The 17,893-nt window shown below is 62.0% G+C and carries 14 protein-coding genes and 1 pseudogene; 13 read left to right on the top strand and 2 right to left on the bottom strand.

Annotation, left to right across the window (positions count from 1 at the left end; genetic code table 11):
* The first annotated feature begins 1 nt into the window (after position 1).
* From VGN46_RS18905 to VGN46_RS18895, 4 genes and pseudogenes are all read left to right on the top strand, one after another.
* A complete protein-coding gene (locus tag VGN46_RS18905) occupies positions 2 to 448 on the top strand; it encodes a DNA mismatch endonuclease Vsr (RefSeq protein ID WP_331646109.1) in 447 nt (148 codons plus the stop codon).
* Between the two features lie 54 nt (positions 449 to 502).
* The gene (locus tag VGN46_RS20410) at positions 503 to 1,381 is read left to right on the top strand and encodes an HNH endonuclease (RefSeq protein ID WP_414675276.1); all 879 of its coding nucleotides are present in this window, start codon (positions 503 to 505) and stop codon (positions 1,379 to 1,381) included.
* A 58-nt stretch (positions 1,382 to 1,439) separates the two neighbouring features.
* Positions 1,440 to 1,658, top strand: a pseudogene (locus tag VGN46_RS18900) (transposase); the annotation flags it as partial.
* 39 nt (positions 1,659 to 1,697) lie between these two features.
* Positions 1,698 to 1,973: a hypothetical protein gene (locus VGN46_RS18895; protein WP_331646107.1), complete on the top strand. Its 276-nt coding sequence runs from the start codon at positions 1,698 to 1,700 to the stop codon at positions 1,971 to 1,973.
* Positions 1,974 to 2,369: 396 nt separating this feature from the next.
* On the opposite strand, the gene VGN46_RS18890 is transcribed toward VGN46_RS18895, so the two are convergent.
* Together VGN46_RS18890 and VGN46_RS18885 are read right to left on the bottom strand one after the other, a co-directional pair.
* On the bottom strand, positions 2,370 to 2,648 hold the full coding sequence (locus VGN46_RS18890) for a BPSL0761 family protein (protein ID WP_331646105.1): 279 nt from the start codon (positions 2,646 to 2,648) through the stop codon (positions 2,370 to 2,372).
* A gap of 643 nt (positions 2,649 to 3,291) precedes the next feature.
* Entirely contained in the window at positions 3,292 to 3,630 is a 339-nt protein-coding gene (locus VGN46_RS18885) for a hypothetical protein (protein ID WP_331646103.1), read from the bottom strand.
* Between the two features lie 3,181 nt (positions 3,631 to 6,811).
* On the opposite strand from VGN46_RS18885, the gene VGN46_RS18880 reads away from it, so the two are divergent.
* The 9 genes from VGN46_RS18880 (at position 6,812) to VGN46_RS18840 (ending at position 17,816) form a co-directional block, all read left to right on the top strand.
* On the top strand, positions 6,812 to 7,219 hold the full coding sequence (locus VGN46_RS18880; protein ID WP_331646101.1) for a hypothetical protein: 408 nt from the start codon (positions 6,812 to 6,814) through the stop codon (positions 7,217 to 7,219).
* Positions 7,216 to 10,194, top strand: a complete 2,979-nt coding sequence (gene mobF, locus VGN46_RS18875) for a MobF family relaxase (protein ID WP_331646100.1) — start codon at positions 7,216 to 7,218, stop codon at positions 10,192 to 10,194. The genes VGN46_RS18880 and mobF overlap by 4 nt, the downstream gene beginning before the upstream one ends.
* A 79-nt stretch (positions 10,195 to 10,273) precedes the next feature.
* Positions 10,274 to 11,146, top strand: coding sequence for a hypothetical protein (locus VGN46_RS18870; RefSeq protein WP_331646098.1), 873 nt, complete (start codon positions 10,274 to 10,276; stop codon positions 11,144 to 11,146).
* Positions 11,143 to 12,498 carry an AAA family ATPase gene (locus tag VGN46_RS18865; RefSeq protein ID WP_331646096.1) on the top strand — a complete coding sequence of 452 codons (1,356 nt, stop codon included), beginning with the start codon at positions 11,143 to 11,145 and terminating at the stop codon, positions 12,496 to 12,498. The genes VGN46_RS18870 and VGN46_RS18865 overlap by 4 nt, the downstream gene beginning before the upstream one ends.
* Before the next feature lie 5 nt (positions 12,499 to 12,503).
* Positions 12,504 to 14,351, top strand: coding sequence for a type IV secretion system DNA-binding domain-containing protein (locus VGN46_RS18860; RefSeq protein WP_331646094.1), 1,848 nt, complete (start codon positions 12,504 to 12,506; stop codon positions 14,349 to 14,351).
* Positions 14,352 to 14,382: 31 nt separating this feature from the next.
* Positions 14,383 to 14,964, top strand: a complete 582-nt coding sequence (locus tag VGN46_RS18855) for a hypothetical protein (RefSeq protein ID WP_331646092.1) — start codon at positions 14,383 to 14,385, stop codon at positions 14,962 to 14,964.
* A 261-nt stretch (positions 14,965 to 15,225) separates the two neighbouring features.
* Positions 15,226 to 15,735, top strand: a complete 510-nt coding sequence (locus tag VGN46_RS18850) for a glycine zipper 2TM domain-containing protein (protein WP_331646090.1) — start codon at positions 15,226 to 15,228, stop codon at positions 15,733 to 15,735.
* The gene (locus tag VGN46_RS18845; RefSeq protein WP_331646088.1) at positions 15,732 to 16,205 is read left to right on the top strand and encodes a hypothetical protein; all 474 of its coding nucleotides are present in this window, start codon (positions 15,732 to 15,734) and stop codon (positions 16,203 to 16,205) included. The genes VGN46_RS18850 and VGN46_RS18845 overlap by 4 nt, the downstream gene beginning before the upstream one ends.
* A 15-nt stretch (positions 16,206 to 16,220) precedes the next feature.
* A complete protein-coding gene (locus tag VGN46_RS18840) occupies positions 16,221 to 17,816 on the top strand; it encodes a hypothetical protein (protein WP_331646086.1) in 1,596 nt (531 codons plus the stop codon).
* Positions 17,817 to 17,893 lie beyond the last annotated feature (77 nt).

Below are 17,893 nucleotides of genomic sequence, written 5' to 3'. Positions count from 1 at the left end.
CATGGTCGACTTCCTCTCCCCTAGCGAGCGCTCAGAGCGGATGTCCCGGATCCGGGGCAAGGACACCCGACCCGAACTCGCACTCCGCAAGGTGCTACACCGCCTGGGACTCCGCTACCGGCTTCATGGCACGGTGCTCCCTGGCAAGCCGGACCTCGTGTTCCCCCGCTATCAGGCGGTCGTATTCGTCCACGGCTGCTTCTGGCATCGGCATCCGGGATGCAGCATCGCCACGACGCCGAAGAGCAACACCGCCTTCTGGGTGGAGAAGTTCGAGAAGAACGTGGCGAGGGATGCACGCGTGGCAGCACAACTGGAGGAACAAGGCTGGAGGGTCCTTGTCGCCTGGGAATGCGAGCTCTCCACGCCCACAAAGGCCATACAGGTCGGAGAGAAGATTGCGATCCAAGTCAAAGCATCGCCAATTAGCAAAGGCAATCGTCCATAGCAGGCCTGTGCGCGCGGATTTTACTGCTGCAAGGGTTTGAACAAGGAGTCGGAAATGGATTCTCACCATTTTGTTGTCGGCAAGGAGTATCACCGTCAAGCCCTACTCGATTTCGTCGGAAGCAAGCAAGCTCAGTCCGGCGTAATCTGGGGTCCGCTGGAACCAGGATGTGTCATTTGCACATCCGGCGGTAGGCACGGGAAGAAAGCAGGCTACTTTGATGAACCCCTAAGCGACGGTAGCTGGCTCTATTTTGGGCAAGGGGGAAGTGGCGACCAAAGCCCCTCGAACGCAGCCAACTCGAGATTAGCTTCGGGCAGCAGGTCAGTCCTTCTGTTTACAACCCGGGAATCCACTGCAAAGGAGATCGCAGCACAAGGTGGTTATGGAAAGCGATTTAAGTTCCAAGGATCGTACAGTGTTGCAGCCGTAGAAACGGCCATCCCTGACTCCGGGCCTCGCAAAGGCAATCACCTGCTGAGATTTCATTTCGTACGCGTGGAGGAACACACATCTCTGGAGGCGATCCGGGAGATTGCAACACAGGTGACCCAGGCCAGCCTCCCCGAATTGCAGCATCGGCTAAACATGCAAGACCAAAGGGTCCCAGCAGTACGCATGGGATTGGCGGAGTACAGGAAACGCAGCACTGAAGTACGCCAATATGCGTTACTGCGCGCATGTGGGATTTGCGAACTTTGCCAAAACCCCGCGCCGTTTACCTGTGACGGCGGGCTCCCCTACCTAGAAGTCCACCATCTTCATCGTCTTGCCGACGACGGCCCTGATGCCCCAGGAAACGTTGCTGCAATATGCCCTAATTGTCATCGTGCCGTTCACTACGCCATGAATCGGTTGACGCTCAACATGGCGCTTGCAGAAGCAATCACTGAAAAAGAGGCAGTGGTGTCTGGGCACGGGTCTATACCTTAGCCGTGCTCGAGGAACCGAATCAGCGATCCGCTCACGTCGGCCCACTATTTCGACACAGCTGAAATCTGGAGTTAAGGTCGCCTCATCCACAGGCCCGGCAGGGCCAGGAGGAGCGACGAAGAAGTCGCGATTTACCGAAGAGCAGGTCATCTACGCGTTGCGCCTGGCCGAGTCGGGCACGGTGGTCACGGATGTCTGCCGACAGCGGGGCATCAGCGAGGCCACGTTCTACGTCTGGAAGAAGAACTACGCCAGCCTCGGGGTGGCCGAACTGCGCAATCCAGCAGCATAGATGGTGACCACCAACAGGACCTACATGAACACCATCGCAAACTCCCTTTCCGACGCTGCCGATTTCGTTCGCAGCTATGCGCGCGAACTCTTGGCCCTGCTGTTGATTTCAGCGATGCTCGCGGGCGGAAGCTATCTGTTTCGTATTTACGAGCACAGCCTGGCGGCGCAGCGTGCCGCGCTGACGGCCATTACCAAGCCATGGGCGCCGACGACGCCACAACCGGCAAAGTCGCCATGTACCGTTTTCTACACGGAAGGCACGAACACGTATTGCGCCAAAGTCGACGATAATCCTTGACTGGACTGAATTAAAATGTAGTGCGTAGTAGGGTGTATACGAAATACTACACACTACACGTTAGCCCACGCACTCCGTGAGGCGTTCCGGGCCGGAACACTCAATCTTGGCTACAAGATTGACGGTATCGCCGGCCACTGCTGCTTGAAGCGATCATCTGCGCAATCTTGGCTTCTTCCTTGCCCGCGACTCTTCCTCGTCGGCCTTTTTTCCCATGTACCACTGTAGGCAAAGGCCGAACACCGCGAGACATAGGCCAACAACTGCTAAAGCCATCAAACCTCTCCTGTAAGATGCGTGGCGATGTTCCGGCCCGGAACACCTCTTCGGCGACATCGTGGCAGGCCAGCCCGACTCGGCCCGCGCTGCGAGAAAAATGTCAGTCGCGTGTATCGCCTACTCTTCCTGTCTCGGAAGAAGATGCGTCGATTCACGGAGTAGTCCTAATGGGTACTCCGCGCTCCAGGCGGCAATGTCGCCTGACGATTGGACCTCCAGACTGAGCGCCACTGAATGCAGACCAGCTAATGAAACATCGCGGACCGTTGGGAAATGCCGAGCGATTGCTATCGCGCTATTCCGCACATCGACAGGCAAGCGCTTATCCTGCGCTAACTCGACTAGCAGTCCACCAGCCCAAACCAGTGCCCTAGCTCTCTCGCTTGGCGTTGTCATGTCGTTGCACCCTCGGTTACTAACGTCATATGCGAGGTATCGGCCCTATAAGGGATGATAACTTCTATTATCATCCCTGCGATGTTTTGCTATCTAAACCGAATGCCTTGGAATCGACCTAGCAAAACAGGCGACGTTCCTCATAAGGATCAACGTATTATCTTCGCGGATAAGAATTAGAATACTCGTCATCATCACCGCGGAGGTACTTATGCGTAAGACCAAAGAACTGTGCATTCACATTGCGCCAATGGTCGCCAGCGGGTTGCTCATCCTATTTGCTATCGGTGTTCTGCCTATGGCATGCCTTCCACGCGCGGCGCTGATGGCAGCAGCCGAGCTTGGGGTGTTGCTCATCGCGTCCGCGGTATTCGACCAGACCCTTAGCGCGCGTGCGCGGTCACACTCAATTGTGTGCCATCGGTGATCCACCCTATTAGTGAAGGGTTGGTCCCGACGGCGAATGCTTAAGCGTGTCATCTTCTGACGGCGGGCACCTACCTGTCCCCCTACATGGCTTGCAGGTCTCGCGGCCACTAGGCCTCAGTGGATGGGGCCAACCCCCTTCACCGCCGCACATAGGACATGTGTCTGTGTCTTCTTCTACCGTCATGGGAATCACCGGGCATGGGCTGTGGATGTCTTACGTTACCAGACCGACACCCGGCTCTTTAAAACCCAGATCCTCGGCGGACCTTCGCGCGGCATTGTCAGCGGCCTGCCGCGCCACCGGGTCTGCGTAACGTTGTGCCATCTCATCTTTGTGCCGGCGGAGCTCCGCCAGCGCCCCCACCTCCTCTTGCGCCTTGGCCCGCTTGGCCTTCTCATGGGCCGCGCGGGCTAGCAATATTTCATTCTCGACGACACCAGGAGTTGGGGACTGCGGCTTACCGGTCTTAGTCATTTTTTTCTTTGCAGCGGCCACGCCGGCTGTTACCTCTTCTGGACGGTAGATCGCCTCGATTCCCGGCGCAGCCGTCAAGTCATCCTCGTTCCAGCAGACGATTCCGCTAGGGCGCGTGACTTTTCTGGGCCTCACTATTTGTTGCATGCCGCTGGCAGCAGCATTGGCAACAACGTCACGCGCGCGGGGTGCTTCTGCTTCTTGGTTAATGTTTATTTCTTTATATGTACTAAGGCCCCCCTCTCGCCTGACGGCGGTGTTCCCGGGAGTGGAACGCCGCCCCCCGGCTTTAGGGGAAGCGGTTCGCCGCCTCCCCGTTTTCGGGGGGGCGGTCGGAATCGAATGCGATGGACCCGTTGGCCCAAAACCCGGCCAGTAGATCACGTGTTCGATTCGAGTCTGTCCACCGCAACTGTCACCGTCGGCGTCTACGCTGCCGGCCGGAAACCGATCCCGTCGAAGCTCATACAGCCCAGCCCGGGTCAGCTCCCGAATGGCCTTGGTCCACGCGTTATCGCCCACCCCCACGCGTGCGCATATGTCCGACTTACGGAGGATCCAGTGCTTCCGCCCAGTAACCAACCAGCAGTATGCCCAGACCCGTACCGCCGCGTGCCCTAGAGCGGGATCGGTGATGACCTCCTGTGGCACTTGGGCATATTGCTCATCCGGTCCGACCCGGCGGCCCGTCTCGCGCGGTACGGCCGGGGTCATGCGGCATCTCCAAGCGAGCGAGCGCGGTACACCTCGGCCGCCGCGGGCATGCCCGGCAGTACTCCCTGACCATCGAGTTCGGCCCGGCACGTGCGACGCATCCGCGTCTGCACAGCGCGTATCCCACGGTGCGCGCGCTGCGCCACGTCCGCAGTAGCCAGTCCTTGTCCGGTCCCGATAGTCGACGGAGCGGCGTCCACTGCAATTCCGGCTGCAAGCAGCCCCGCCTGGTAGATCTGGACGGCCTCAGCTGCTAGCAGGCAAGCCAATGGATCATCTTCGACCCATTGCGACTGGCCCAGGCCAGATGGCACCGCGTCATCCATGATGTCTACCGCGTGGCCCGCGCGACGCATATCAAGCCCCTCCCGTCGCCGGGAGCTCGCCACCCATCGCGCCGCACCATCAGCGTCGTCACCAAGAGCGCAGCGTAGCCACGCGTCACTCACAACGGTGAGTTGGTCATCTAGCCCGCGAGCGAATGGCAGCTGCGCGATCGCCGCAGCCTGCGCGGCTGGAGGGAGTACGTCCAACATACGCCGGACGGCAACCGGATAGCGGCGTTCAGCCATGACGCAGCTCCCCTGTTCGCTCCGCAGCACGCCGCGCCGCGACTTCCGCATTGGTGGGGCGCCCGCGGCGACGACGTGGCGCCTGGACCGGGAGAGGATCGTCGGAACGTAGCGAATCGATAAAACGGTGGATGTCCTCTACGAGCACCATGTTCCGACCGTTTACCTTTACTACTGGCAGCGGAAAGCGGTGGCGAGCAATTCGAAGAGCAGCGGCTTTCTCTGGATTTCCGGGAGCCGGAAGGCCAAGGAACTCGGGCGCGTGCAGCGCCTCGGCCGGTGTAACTAGGCGGCGCGCCGGCGCCGGGGTCGACGTAACATGCATGGTCTGGCCTCGCTTGGAGGCCGCCGCGCGGAGCGCTCGCAAAAAGGCCGCGGCGCATCACGCGCAGCGGCCAGAGAATGGGATCTACTGGTTTACGCTGCGCAAGGCACAGCGAAACCAACCACAAGCGTGGTAGCGACACGAGGTTGGGTGGTAGTCGAAATCGCGCCCACCGTCGAAAGACGAATTGCGGACACTCGCTGCGTCACGTCGACCGCTAGCGAAAATGCAATACGGGAGAAAACCTCACATGCACCCTGCGCGCGCGAGCTCGCGGTTTGCGAACGTCGGGCGCGAGCCATAGACGACGCATCCAATCCGAGTTTCGCACACAGCCAGCCGCCGACGCTCGCGACGACGCGACGACGCGTCACGCCAGGCGCGACCAAAACCGTGATCATCGCGATGGCTCCGACAAGAGCTAAGGCTTGAAAGGCCCCGGGCAAAACGCGTGCGCAAATTACCCCCGTCCAAATTGCGGCGATGGCACTTACATCACGAGCAGTGGCAAGCAAGCGTCTCCGCCATGTCCCACGTGCACGAAGAGCCGCCCGCGATGAAGCAAGTGCGGCATTTCTGATTTCGTTACGCGTCGAGAGCATGCCAAAACTGTACCTCAATGCGCCGAAAAAACAATATTTTCTTCGTCCGTTTTCTCTGGTTATTTTTGATGTGCTTTCTATGGCACTTATTCAAAACACATCTTCGCGATGACGATCAGCGATACTCACTGACTCGTAATTCCTGTCAGCAGCTAACGAGAGTTTTAGTCCCCAAAACACCGTCTTGTAGTACATGGCATAGAGTATGTAGTACGTACTATGTAGTACATACTACATAGTATAAATTTATCGCTTATAGGTGCCGTCAATTCGGCGCCAGAAACGACGTCACCGTACTCGTTTTCAGAGCGCGTGCGACTACGCCATCGAACGTCTGGATGGTCAGGTCGAGAGCGATGTTCGCCCGACTCACCAACCGTGTACCGACCGACACCCCGCTTCTCGACCGAGCACGCCGAGCCGCATCACCACGTTCATTGGACGGGCGCTTCCTGGCCAGAGCGGCGGCTACTGCGTGGCCGCCGAGCAAGACCGATCGTCCACGAAAATTCGCGGTTATACCGGCAACAATTCTCACCTTGCTTGCTCGGATTTAATCGTCACCAGCACGGCGGCAGTTCCTGATCGCCGACCAACCGCGAAACCCGGACGTCTCGTCTAGCGTCGTCGAATACCCATGGCCCACCTTTGGTGGGCGCCCATTTTGGTCGGGCGCACGCGCCCTCATGCGCTCCAAGTGGCTCCGCCCCTTGAAGCTCACACACCATGCACGCCTGCGGCACCAAGAACCACCGCCAACGCCCGTAAACCGTTGCTGCACCTAGTTCAGGAGCGGTGCCAGCATCGGCGTCACACCTCGCTGTTCCATACACCGGCGCCACGTCCATAGGTGCCACCAATGTCGCCAGTGCAATCCGTTGCTGTAGGCGGCCGGGCGACCGTCACCTAAAGAGCGCGGCGCCACGTATTCGCACACTTTGCGGATGGCGCCACGAAAAACTTGGGAACCGGCGTCAGCTAAATGTGCGCAACGCCCCCGCATCCCTCCAGAACCGTGCCATTGAGGCGCGGATTTGGAGCGTTTCATGCCCGCTAATAATTCCCGCGCCAAGTCACCGCGCGGGCGCCTCCACCTTCGCCTTGCTGCCCGCGAGGTGGCAGAAATCCAGCAGGCCACGAAGACTGCTGGTGCCACTACGCCCGCAGCATATTTTCTAAGCCTGGTACGCCAGCAGCGTGACGTCGAAGCGCTCGCCACCCAGATCGAACGCCAGCTGCATAACGTCGTCGAGGTCGCCATCGGCGCCGCTATCGCCCAGCTGGGTGACCGCCTAGCCTCGGACCTGGCGACGCTGTCATCGGGTCTTGTAGACCTCAGCACGGCGATGGAGGCGCGCCCGACCAAGGAGCAGCTGTCACAGTTCATCGACCACGAGGTCCGTCGGGCCGCCTTGGCACGTGCGTCCAAAAACGGCGCCTCGGTGGCGCCATGATTACCGTGTCCAAGATCGCCAACGCCGGAGCTGCACTGGGCTATTACAGCGAGAAGGACGATTACTACCGTGAAGGGGGCGGCGCACCTGCTGCGTTCGCCGGGCGTGGTGCAGCCGAACGTGGCCTTTCTGGTGCACTGACCAGCCAGCGCCAAGCGAGGGCTTTCGCCGAGCTTCTATCCAACGGTGGCGGCAAGGCTGGCAGGCATACACCGGGCTGGGACATCACCTTTTCTGCACCCAAATCCGTAAGCGTGCTCGCGCTGGTGGGCGGGGACGATCGCCTTATCGCAGCGCATGAGCGCGCTGTCGCGCGCGCGCTCGAACACGTCGAGAGACATGCAATCGTTACTCGTCAGCGCGGGATGAATGGGGAGGGCTACGAATGGCGTCACGGCGCCGGCATGGTGGCCGCGACCTTCCGCCATACGACGAGCCGGGAGCAAGACCCCCAGTTGCACACGCATACAGTGATCGCCAATACCACTCGGGATCCGGCCACCGGTGAATGGAGAGCACTCGACAGCCGCGAGCTGTACCGCTCGCAAGCCGAGGCGGGCGCGATCTATACGACCGAGCTTGCCGCCGAAGCAAGGCGCCTTGGATACGCCGTCCAGTTCCGCATTGATGCCCAGGGCTACCCGCAGATGGAATTGGGCGACGTACCCCAAGGCATCCGCGACCAGTTTTCCTCCCGGGCACAGCAGGTCGAGGCACGTCTAGCCGACCGTGGCCTGACCCGTAAGACGGCGACGGCAGCGCAGAAGCAGGAGGCCGCGCTGCAAACCCGCTCGGACAAAAAGCCAGCCGACCACACTGAGTTGCGGGCGCACTGGCGCGACCAAGCCCGCGCTGGCGGTTACGAGCCAACGCAGCGCCCGCTCCCCCTGCTGCCCCTTCGCGACCCCGCAAAGGAAGCGATAGCCGCCGTGCGACAGGCGGCGGGGCATCTTGGCGAGCGCGACGCCCGCTTCTCAGCGCGGACGCTTGAACATGAAGCACGCCTTTTCGCTGAGGGCCGCGCGAGCGGCGCCCAGATCCGGGAAGCCATCTTCGAACTTGCCGAAAAAGGCGAGTTGCAGCACCGCGACGTGCATGAACGTGCGGCCGGCGGCCGGCGTGAAGCCACGACCGGCTTCACGACTCGTGCCGGCATCGACCGCGAAACGGGGATGTTCCGGGCTGCGCAGGTGCTGCAAAATCGCAAGGCTGGTATCGGCCCGGTCAACGCGACGAGCGGAGCCCAACAGCGCTTCGCCGACGCAGCAATCCGAAAGCAGGAGCAGATAGGCGGGCGAACGTTCACGCCCGAGCAGCGAGCTGCTACCACATCCATTCTGACCAGCGCAAAGAGCATCCACATTCTCCATGGTCACGCGGGGACGGCGAAGACCTCCAGCGTCCTAGCCTGCGTGCAGGCCACCGCTGATCAGAAGGGCTACGCGGTTCGTGCGTTGGCGCCGACGAACGACGCAGCCCAGAAGCTGGGCGACTCGATCAAGTCCTCCCACGCCACGGTGGCTAGCCACCTCATGCGGGAATCGCATTCCAAGGGAAGTAAGCCATCTGATAAGCGCGAGCTCTGGATCGTCGACGAGGCAGGCCTGATTTCCGCTCGCGACATGCAGCGCCTACTGGAGAAGGCCGAGCACGAGCGCGCCACCGTCCTACTAGCGGGCGACACCAAGCAGCTCGGCAGCGTTGAAGCCGGCGAGGCGTTCGAGCAGCTGCGCGAGAAACTGGGCAGCGTTGACTTGACCGACATCAAGCGGCAACGCGACGAGCTGTTGCGCAGTGCCGTCTATGACTCGCTCCGCGGTGAGGTACGCGCAGCGCTGTCGAAGGTACCGGTGGTGGAGGCTAAAACGCGGTCGGAGCGAGTCAGAGAAATTACGCGCCAATACATGGCCCATACCGTCAAGGAACGTAAAGAAACACTTGTTCTTGCGCCCGGCAAAGACGACCGCGAACAGATCAACGATGCGATTCGCGCCGCACGTCGTGCGCGCGGTGAACTTGGCCGCGAGACAACCATTGAGGCCTTGAAAAAGCCTGATCTCACCAGGACAGAACTGAAGCAAGCCGCACGATACCAGCCGGGTTGGCTCGTCGAAGCAGGCAGACGGTACGCGCTCGGGCCCGACAAGGGTGAGCGTGGCGAAGTAGTGGGCGTAAAAAAGGGCAAGGTCGTAGTGAAGCTTGCCGACGGCCACACGTGGCGTTTCGACCCACGCAAGACCACCAGCATTGAGGTGTTCGAAGGCAAACGCACACTGGCCGTTGCAGTGGGTGACAAGCTCGTCGCCAAAGGAACACTGGAAGCTCAAGAGTTGCGCGGGGGGGATGCTGCAAAAATCAAGAATGGCACGCCGCTAGACGTTGTTTCGGTCAACGACCGCTCGGTCATCGTCCGTGACCGCGAAGGCAATGAACTTGCCATCGGGCGGCACGCGCAACGCGTCGATCATGCTTACGCGCAAACCGTTCATCAGGCCCAGGGACAGGATTATAAGCGCGCTATCGCACACGCCGAAAGCACGCGCGAGAACCTCGCGTCGCTGAAGCAGCTTTACGTGGCGCTCTCACGAGCCCGTGAGCAATTCACGGTCGTGTCCGATAACCGGGAGGCACTGGTTGCCACCCTGGAGCGCAACACCGGTCAGAAGGCGACCGCGCTAGAGCGCCCGGGCGAGCGAGCCGTCACCGCCCCGTATGAGCTAGGCAAGCTTTGTAAGTACTACGAATCGCAAACGCTTACCCAATTGCGGCCTGAGCTAGCGGCTACGGCTGCCCCGGGGCCGACAATCGCGCCGCCGGAAGCCCTCCCGACGATCGTTGGCTCGCCGGCGCCGGCGCAGGAACCCCTAACGTTGCCTCCCGAACAACACCCGGGACCCACAAACACGTCTGCGACGGTGGCTGCATCCGGACCCGGACACGAACCCTCCCATGAGGACAGTCCGTTCTGGGGCTGACTGCCTGCTGCCCAGAAACCTGCGTAAAGCAGCTGCATTGCTACGCGCCACCCGAATTCACTCCATCGAGGAATGCCCAATGTTTACCCTCAATCAGATCAGGACCCATCTGCGCGCCATCCCATCGCCGCTGCGCTTCGGCGCTGCGGGGTTCATCACGCTCATCGTTGTACTTCTGCTCTTCTCCCATATGCGCGCCACCGGTCCGCGGACCCCACCTGTCGACCCGGCTGCGCACCTAATGCCCGCGGCTGCGCCGCTGGCGGCCAACGCCGCAGGCGCAGCCGAGGCGGCGATCGCGCGGTCCGGGGGTGTACCGACACCAGCAACGGTACCCGCGTCGACCACAGGCGCCGCATTGGCAGCTATCACCCCGGCATCCCTGATGCTGCCCGCCCAGCCCGCGCCCGCAAATCTAGTGCGAGGCACGAGCACGCACACACTTTCGGGTGCACCATCGCCGGCAAACTACTCGGTGCCCTGGCCAACGGATTGGATACCCATCGCAGAGCTAATCGAACACACCCCGACCGCGAGTTGGACAACCGAGGCGGGCAAAAACGTGCAGTCACTTGTGCCGAGTGGCGGCTTCGTCAGCAATACCTGGACTATGTGGGCACACGTTGAGAGGTCCGGTAAGCAGACCCTCGTGTTTCGCCAGATCGAAGGACCGGCACGCAGTGCGAAGGTGACAATAGATGCCGCCGCATCACCGGCAATTGATGCGGCACGCGCGGCATGTTTCAGCACATGTGACCAGGACACCATCAGCGTCGCCAACACCAATCTGGCCGCTGGCTGGCATCAAATCACGGTACAGATCGTTCAGAAGGCGGTCGATGAGCCGACCGGAGCCGACCTCTACTTGCGCGGCCCTGCCGATCCAGTGCCCATCGCCATCGTCCCGTTCACGCCGGTGTCCAATGACACCCCATTCCAGGTGTCACAATGATCGCCGAAGTATTCCGGCGGGCGCACTCGGCCAGTCCGGTCTACGCCATCGGGCTTGGCCTCCTGGTTCTTCTTGCGGTCATGGCCGTGCTGCCCGCAATGCTCCCAGCACTGCCAGTCGCTGTTGCTGGCACAGCGTGGGCGATGCGGAAGAACCGCCTGCCACTAAGCCACTTCCTGCGTTCTCGCGGTGCGTGGCTCACAGCCTTGCTCGCTGTCGCCGGCTCCGCTGGTTGGTGGGCAATCACCAACGCCAAGGCCGGCGAAACCAGCGCCGCACTCACGCTGGGCTCCGTCGCAATCAGCACTTCCCTTCTCGCCTATCTCGTCATCGAGGGTCATATCATGCGTTCCATTCTCGAACTCATCCCTGCTGGCCAGCGCGACAAGTTGGACTCGTTTCTTTCCGGAACCGACCAATCTTCCGCCACCGGCACGGTCCCCGATCTATCAGGGCTTGACCCCGCACAGGTCACCGAAGCGATCCGTCTTCGCGTCATTGGACAAGACGCGGCTGTCGAAGCGGCCACGTCGCTGATCTTCCGTCGCGCCCGGCTGCGCCGCCCTAATAAGCCCATCGCGACACTGCTCTTTGTCGGTGCCACAGGAGCCGGCAAGACCGAGTTGTCAAAAGCCATTGCGGACGTGATATTCCGGCGTAACCTGATCCGGGTAGATTGCGCCGAGCTATCGCAGCCCCAAAGCACGCAGCGCCTCATTGGCGCCCCACCTGGATACATCGGCAGCGATAGCGGGGGCTGGTTGTGCCGCGAAATTGGCCGCTGCCGAACGGGCGTGATCCTGCTGGACGAAATCGAGAAGGCGCACCCGGATGTACTTACGACGCTGATGGCGTTGCTCGACGAGGCACGCCTTACCGAGCAGGCCACGGGTACAACGTACTCCGCAACAGGCTTTGTCATCGTAATGACGAGCAACGCTGCGTGCAGCAGCATCGCCCAGGTCGTGGCCACCACCTCGGACGGCCCAGAGCGCGTCGGCCGCGTGAAAGATGAACTAAAAGCCGCCGGCTTCCGTCCTGAAATCCTCGCACGCGTAGACGCCGTGCAGCCGTTTGGTGAGCTGTCACGCGGCGCGATTGCCGAAATCGTCGGCCTTTACCTGCTCACCTTCGCCGCTGACGTTGGAGTCGATCTGCAAAGTGTCGATGCCGCGTTGCTTATTGACCTAGTGCAGCGTCGAGAGCAGGTCGCGGGATATGGTGTCCGCGAGGTCGTGCGACTTGTTGAAGGCGCCGTCGTCGATGGTCTGCTCGACATCCGCGACCGGGGCTATCACTCAGCAGCCATCGCCGTGGAAGGCGATCGCGTTGTCGTCACGGGCGTGGAGTGATCGCCGTGCGCCATCTCAAAGTCTCCTACGAGGAAGTCCTCATCGGTGCGCTGCTTGGGCTCGGAACAGCTGTCGCAGTGCTCTCGCCGCTAATCCTTCTCACACATTCCTCGATGCCTTCAGTGGTCGATTTTGCGTGGCCATTGGCCTTGCTGACCGATACGTCCAATATGTGTTCACGCTTGGCGCTCACAGTCGTCAGCCTCGGCGGCATCACCGCTGCTGCGGCTGGCGGGTGGTTTGCGGCGCAGCAAGAAGAAGAGCAGCATCAGCGTGGTATGCGGTACGCGGCGGAACCTCGCACGGCAGCGAGGGCATTGCGTGCCATCGAAGTACCCCGTATGTCCCCGCAACAACGGGCGAAAGCAGTACGCGGCGTAACCTTTGGGGGCCTGGAGTTTTCACGCAGCCGCGAAACCGAACACGCACTCGTCCTGGGATTGCCCGGAGGCGGCAAGACAGCTGGCGTCCTTCGTCCGCTGCTCAACCAGGTGCTCGCACGCGGCGACCGCGTACTGCTGCACGATCCGAAAGGCGACTTTGCGTCGACTCACTATGACCCAACAAACACCGTGCTACTCGGTCCGTGGGACGCGAGATCGCATCTCTGGGACGGTGCGGCCGACATAGATTCGTCCGCACTCGTGGACGAATTCGCCGCGGCCGTCTGCGACGTGGCCAACGCTGGCCAGAACGTCTTCTTTTACCAGGGCGCGGCCACGATTCTCGGCGGCCTCATCAAGGCCTCACAGCGTGGCGGCAAGCGCTGGACGTGGGCACAACTTGCCGACGCCCTACGTAGCGAGCCCGTTCCGATGGTGCTGCGCGCAGCTGAGGGTGACCCACTCGTCAAGCAAACGATGTCCAGCCTGTTCACATCGGGCAAAGGCGAGTTGGGCATCGCCGAACGCAACGTAGTCAGCAATCTCGCCACCAGCTCCCGCATGCTCTTGCAATTGGGTACGGTCGACGCCGCGCGACCCGATAGCCCACGATTCTCGCTTCGGGCATGGCTCTCTGGAACTGCGCATTCCGACATTCGCCTGGTAATTCTGAATTCCAGCGCGCTGTATTCGCAGGCCTGCGAGGCAATTTGGGGGAGCATGCTTGCCGTTGCCAGTGCAACCATTGTGGCGGCCATGCCAGAGCGCTCGGCCGACGACCCGGGACTCTGGCTGATCCTCGACGAGGCACGGCAACTGGGCGGTGACGCCCTGAAGCGTGTCCAAACTATCGAGGAAGTGGGCCGATCACGTGGCGTGCGTGTGGTTCTGGGCCTGCAAGATGCGCAGCAGCTTGAGGCTGCCGTCGGCCGCGAAAAAGCCGGCCCCATGCTTTCCATGCAGGCCACGCGGTTCTACTTGCGCGCCGCGCCGGCGGCTGCGGAGCAGGTCGTGAAGACCGTCGGCGACCGCGAAATCAAACGCATCACAAACACCGCGACCGGCGGCGCGGTACAGGGCAAGACGATGGGATACGAGCGTGTCCCAGTACTTACCACCTCCGACCTGACCGGACTGCGGGTGACTCGTCGCACCGACGGCACGGCAGATATTGAAGTGGTGGTCGCCATCGAGGGCGTCGTTGGGAAACTGCTCGCCAACAGTGGTCAGCGCCCCCCGCTGCGGGCAGAGGCGTTCGTGCCTTGCGAGGCATGGCGTTCAGGGCTGCCGCCGGCACCGTCAAGAGTGGATGTAGGTCAAACGGGCTACGACGACGATCCGTTCATCGACGAGCTACTGCAACGCGTCTCCACCTCGACGGACCACGCGAGTGACGGCGCGGACGATCCCTTCGACTGGGACCAAGCGAGCGACGGCCCTGACGATCCTTTCGATTGGGACCAGGCGTAGCCCACCCTCTCTCACTAATAGGGAACGACCCATGCGGATTCTGCTTCGCCTGTTTTTTGCGTCACTGATATTCGCCCTCAGCTGGGCATTGTTTCGCGAAGTTCTGCCGGTATCGGCAGCCTGCGCGGTCGCCATCGTCCTCGCGCTTGCTGAAGTGACTGCGCCGGCCATTGCACGCAGCGGAGCCGGCAACATCGGCGGAGGCCTGCGCCTGTTCGTCCGCTTGGGCGCCACGCTGATCGCATGGCCCATCGCCGCGTGGGCGCTGGACACGGCGGGACTTCGGGATCGCCCGGCCCGCATCGCCATCGCAGCGGCTGTCGCGAGCGCCGTAGGCGTCATGGCTGCCGGACACGGCAGCGGCAAGGACACCGTGCGATTGTGGGCTGTCGTGGCGGCGGCAGCCGTCCCATGCTATGCGCTCATGCAGGGACTAGCCGCCGACCCAGTCGATCCACTGGCCGTGACTTGCGGCTGTGGTGCGGTCGCGGTGTCGCTACTGGTCGCAAGGCAGGCCATCATCTGGCCCGTCGTACACGAGCGGGCTCTCGCATTCGCTGCCGGTGCGGCGACCTTCGCCGGTCTTTTCGCCGGCGCGCTCCTGATCCTGTGAGGGCGCGGCTATGTGGCATATGATCGAATCCGCACTCATTCATGGCCTCATTTACCGCTCGCTGTCAGCGAGTATGCGTGGACTCGGTATTCATGGCGTTCTCGTCTTCGTCGCCGTGGGCATTCTTGGCACAGCCGTCGCGCACGTCGTGATGCGCGGCCTTATTGGACGCCACCGCTCGCGACATAGGTGACATCAAAGACTGCGTAAGGCAGCTGCATACAGATGCGGGCATGAGCCCGTGTCCGTTGGAGCAAATCCGTGCGCACACTCTTTCTACTTTCCGGCCTGGTGGCGACTAGCCTGCTGGCGGGCTGCGCGGGCCTTCCGTCAAGCCTCCCCGGCCAGTACCACAGCAGCGCGGACGTCTTCACGCCCGCCCAGGCACAGCAAACGCAGAGCGTGACACTCGGCACTGTTCTATCCGTACGCCATGTCAGCATCTCGGCCACGACGGCGCAAACCGCTGGCGGCTCCGCCATCGGCGCCGCCGTGGGCGGTTTGCTCGGGCATCAGGTCGGAGGGGGCACTGGCCGCACCATCGCCACGGTCGCCGGCGCGCTAGGTGGAGCTGTCGCTACCAACCTTGCGAGTGAGCACGCTTTCCAGCAAGCCGGACTGGAAATTACCGTCAAGCTCGACAGCGGCAACGTTGTCAGTCTCACGCAAGCGGCAGATGTAGCTATCTCAGCCGGTGAACGTGTGCAGCTCGTCGCCAGCGCATCTTATGGCCAGCCATCGCGCGTGATCCCCCTAGAGGCCGCGCCGTGACTCGGCCGCTGATTCTAGCGGCGTGCCTGACCGCCGCCTTCGCGATGCCTTCGGCGCACGCGGTAACGTTCACCCTCGATCTGAACCTCGCGAGCGTTCATACCGAGCGGTGGGCACGCGAAACGCTCAATCAGCGCAACGAAGGGCTGGGCATCACTGCCCAGCTCGACCCGTCGTGGTCGCTGTCCGCCGGCTTCTACGTAAATAGCTATCGCCGCACTAGCGCATATGCGCTGGCCGCGTGGACGCCGCTGCGCATCCCGCTCGGCACTTGGGGAATCGCCGCAGGCGCCGAGGCGGGTCTGGTCACAGGTTACCGCCGCAACGAAGCTGCCTCTCAACCGCTCATGGGCGCAGGCCTCGTGCGCGTAGTCACACCTCGCGGATGGTCGCTCGACCTCTCCGCCGTACCCAACACGCCAAACCGCCACAGCGGCTTCGTCGGCGCGCAACTTTCGCTCCCGCTCTGATCAAAGGAATCCATCATGTACGCACGCAGCTTATTCACCGCCGCCATATGGGCCGCGCTCGCATTCTGCCCCGGCGCACGGGCGCAGACCGTCGCCCAGTCCGCTGCCGGCGGCCTCATCGCCGTCTGTCAGAACACCCTCCCAGACACTTGCACTAACACTGGAGCGGCCCAGGCCTCGGGCAATGGTGGCATTGCGATTGGCGAAGGCGCCAATTCCATATCCGGAAGTGCACTGGCAATCGGACCAGGGGCGGAGGGATACGGGGACGGCGCCATCGCCGTCGGACCAACCGCAAACGCACAGAACGACAGCGCCATCGCCGTTGGTAACGGCTCCGCCGCAAACACAGGCAGCGTCTCGCTAGGCAAAGGCAGTACGTCCGGCAACTACAGCGTCGCCATCGGATACGGCACACAGACCAGGAACGGCAGCGCGGTGGCCATCGGAAACGCGGCCAGCTCCGACACAAGCGGCGTCGCCATCGGCCGCGCCGCGACCACGGGCCAGTCCGGCATTGCAATCGGCAATGGCACGAGTTCCAGCGCCAACGCCATGGCATTCGGCACATCGGCGACCGCCACCGACTACGGTGCTGCGTTTGGCTATAGCGCGACTGCCGGCGCGCAGTACAGCCTGGCGCTGGGTTACCAATCCAACGTGGCGAGCGGCAGCACTGGAGGTGTATCTATCGGCGCCGGCACGGCAGCGACCCAGTACGCCACCGCCATAGGCTATCTGGCATCTGCAAGTGACTTCGGCACGGCCATCGGTGAGGGTGCCAGTGTGGCCAGCGGCGCGGTGTCATCAGTCGCTATCGGCGCGGGATCCACGGTCTCCAGCGACATGAAGAATGTGGTCTCGTTCGGCAGCCCTACCCTCACGCGACGGCTCATCAACATTTCGCCAGGTGTGGCCGGCACGGATGCCGTGAATATCGACCAGTTCGCTGGGATCGTCGGCGTGATAGGTGCGAGCCTTGACGCCAGGGGCGCCCTGAGTGCACCTACGTACGCGATCCAAGGCACGCAGTATCACGACATCACTTCGGCATTCGCAGCGGTCGATACCTCGCTCACTACGCTTGCCTCGTCCGGCGGAGGCGGGACATCAGGCCCCCAAGGGCCGCAGGGCGCGAAGGGCGATACTGGTGCTACGGGGGCGGCTGGCTCTGGCACGGACGCCGACACATTGGAAAAAACCAAGGATTATGTCGATCAAGGAGATGCCGGCACCCTCGCCCACGCAGATGCCTATGCCAATCAAGGAGATGCGCGCACCCTTGTCCAAGCAGAGGATTGGACGCATGGTTATGTCGACCAGGCCGTCGGCGAGGCTCTGCAAGAGGCAAAGAACTACACCGACATGCGCTTCAACCAGATCAACAATCGACTGGACCGTTTAGGAGCATCGCAGGCAGCGTCCACGGCCATGGCCTCCAACTTCACTGGTGATAACTCAATCGCTGCGGGCGTGGGGTTGCAAGGCGGGCGCGACGCATTGGCCGTCGGCTACCGTCACGTCACCGGAGGCGGTGTTTCATTCTCGCTTCATGGCGCGTTGGCAGGCGATGAACATCAGGTCGGTGCGGGTATCGGCGCATCTTGGTAAGGTGCTGCGGATTTTCGGGGCGGCCACTGGCCGCCCTTGCTTTTTGTCTAGTGGACTGATCGCTAGTGCACGGTGCG

The organism is Luteibacter sp. (genome assembly GCF_036500425.1).
Taxonomy (GTDB): domain Bacteria; phylum Pseudomonadota; class Gammaproteobacteria; order Xanthomonadales; family Rhodanobacteraceae; genus Luteibacter.
Note: the sequence above shows the minus strand (reverse complement) of the source record. Positions and strands in the feature narration are given on the sequence as shown.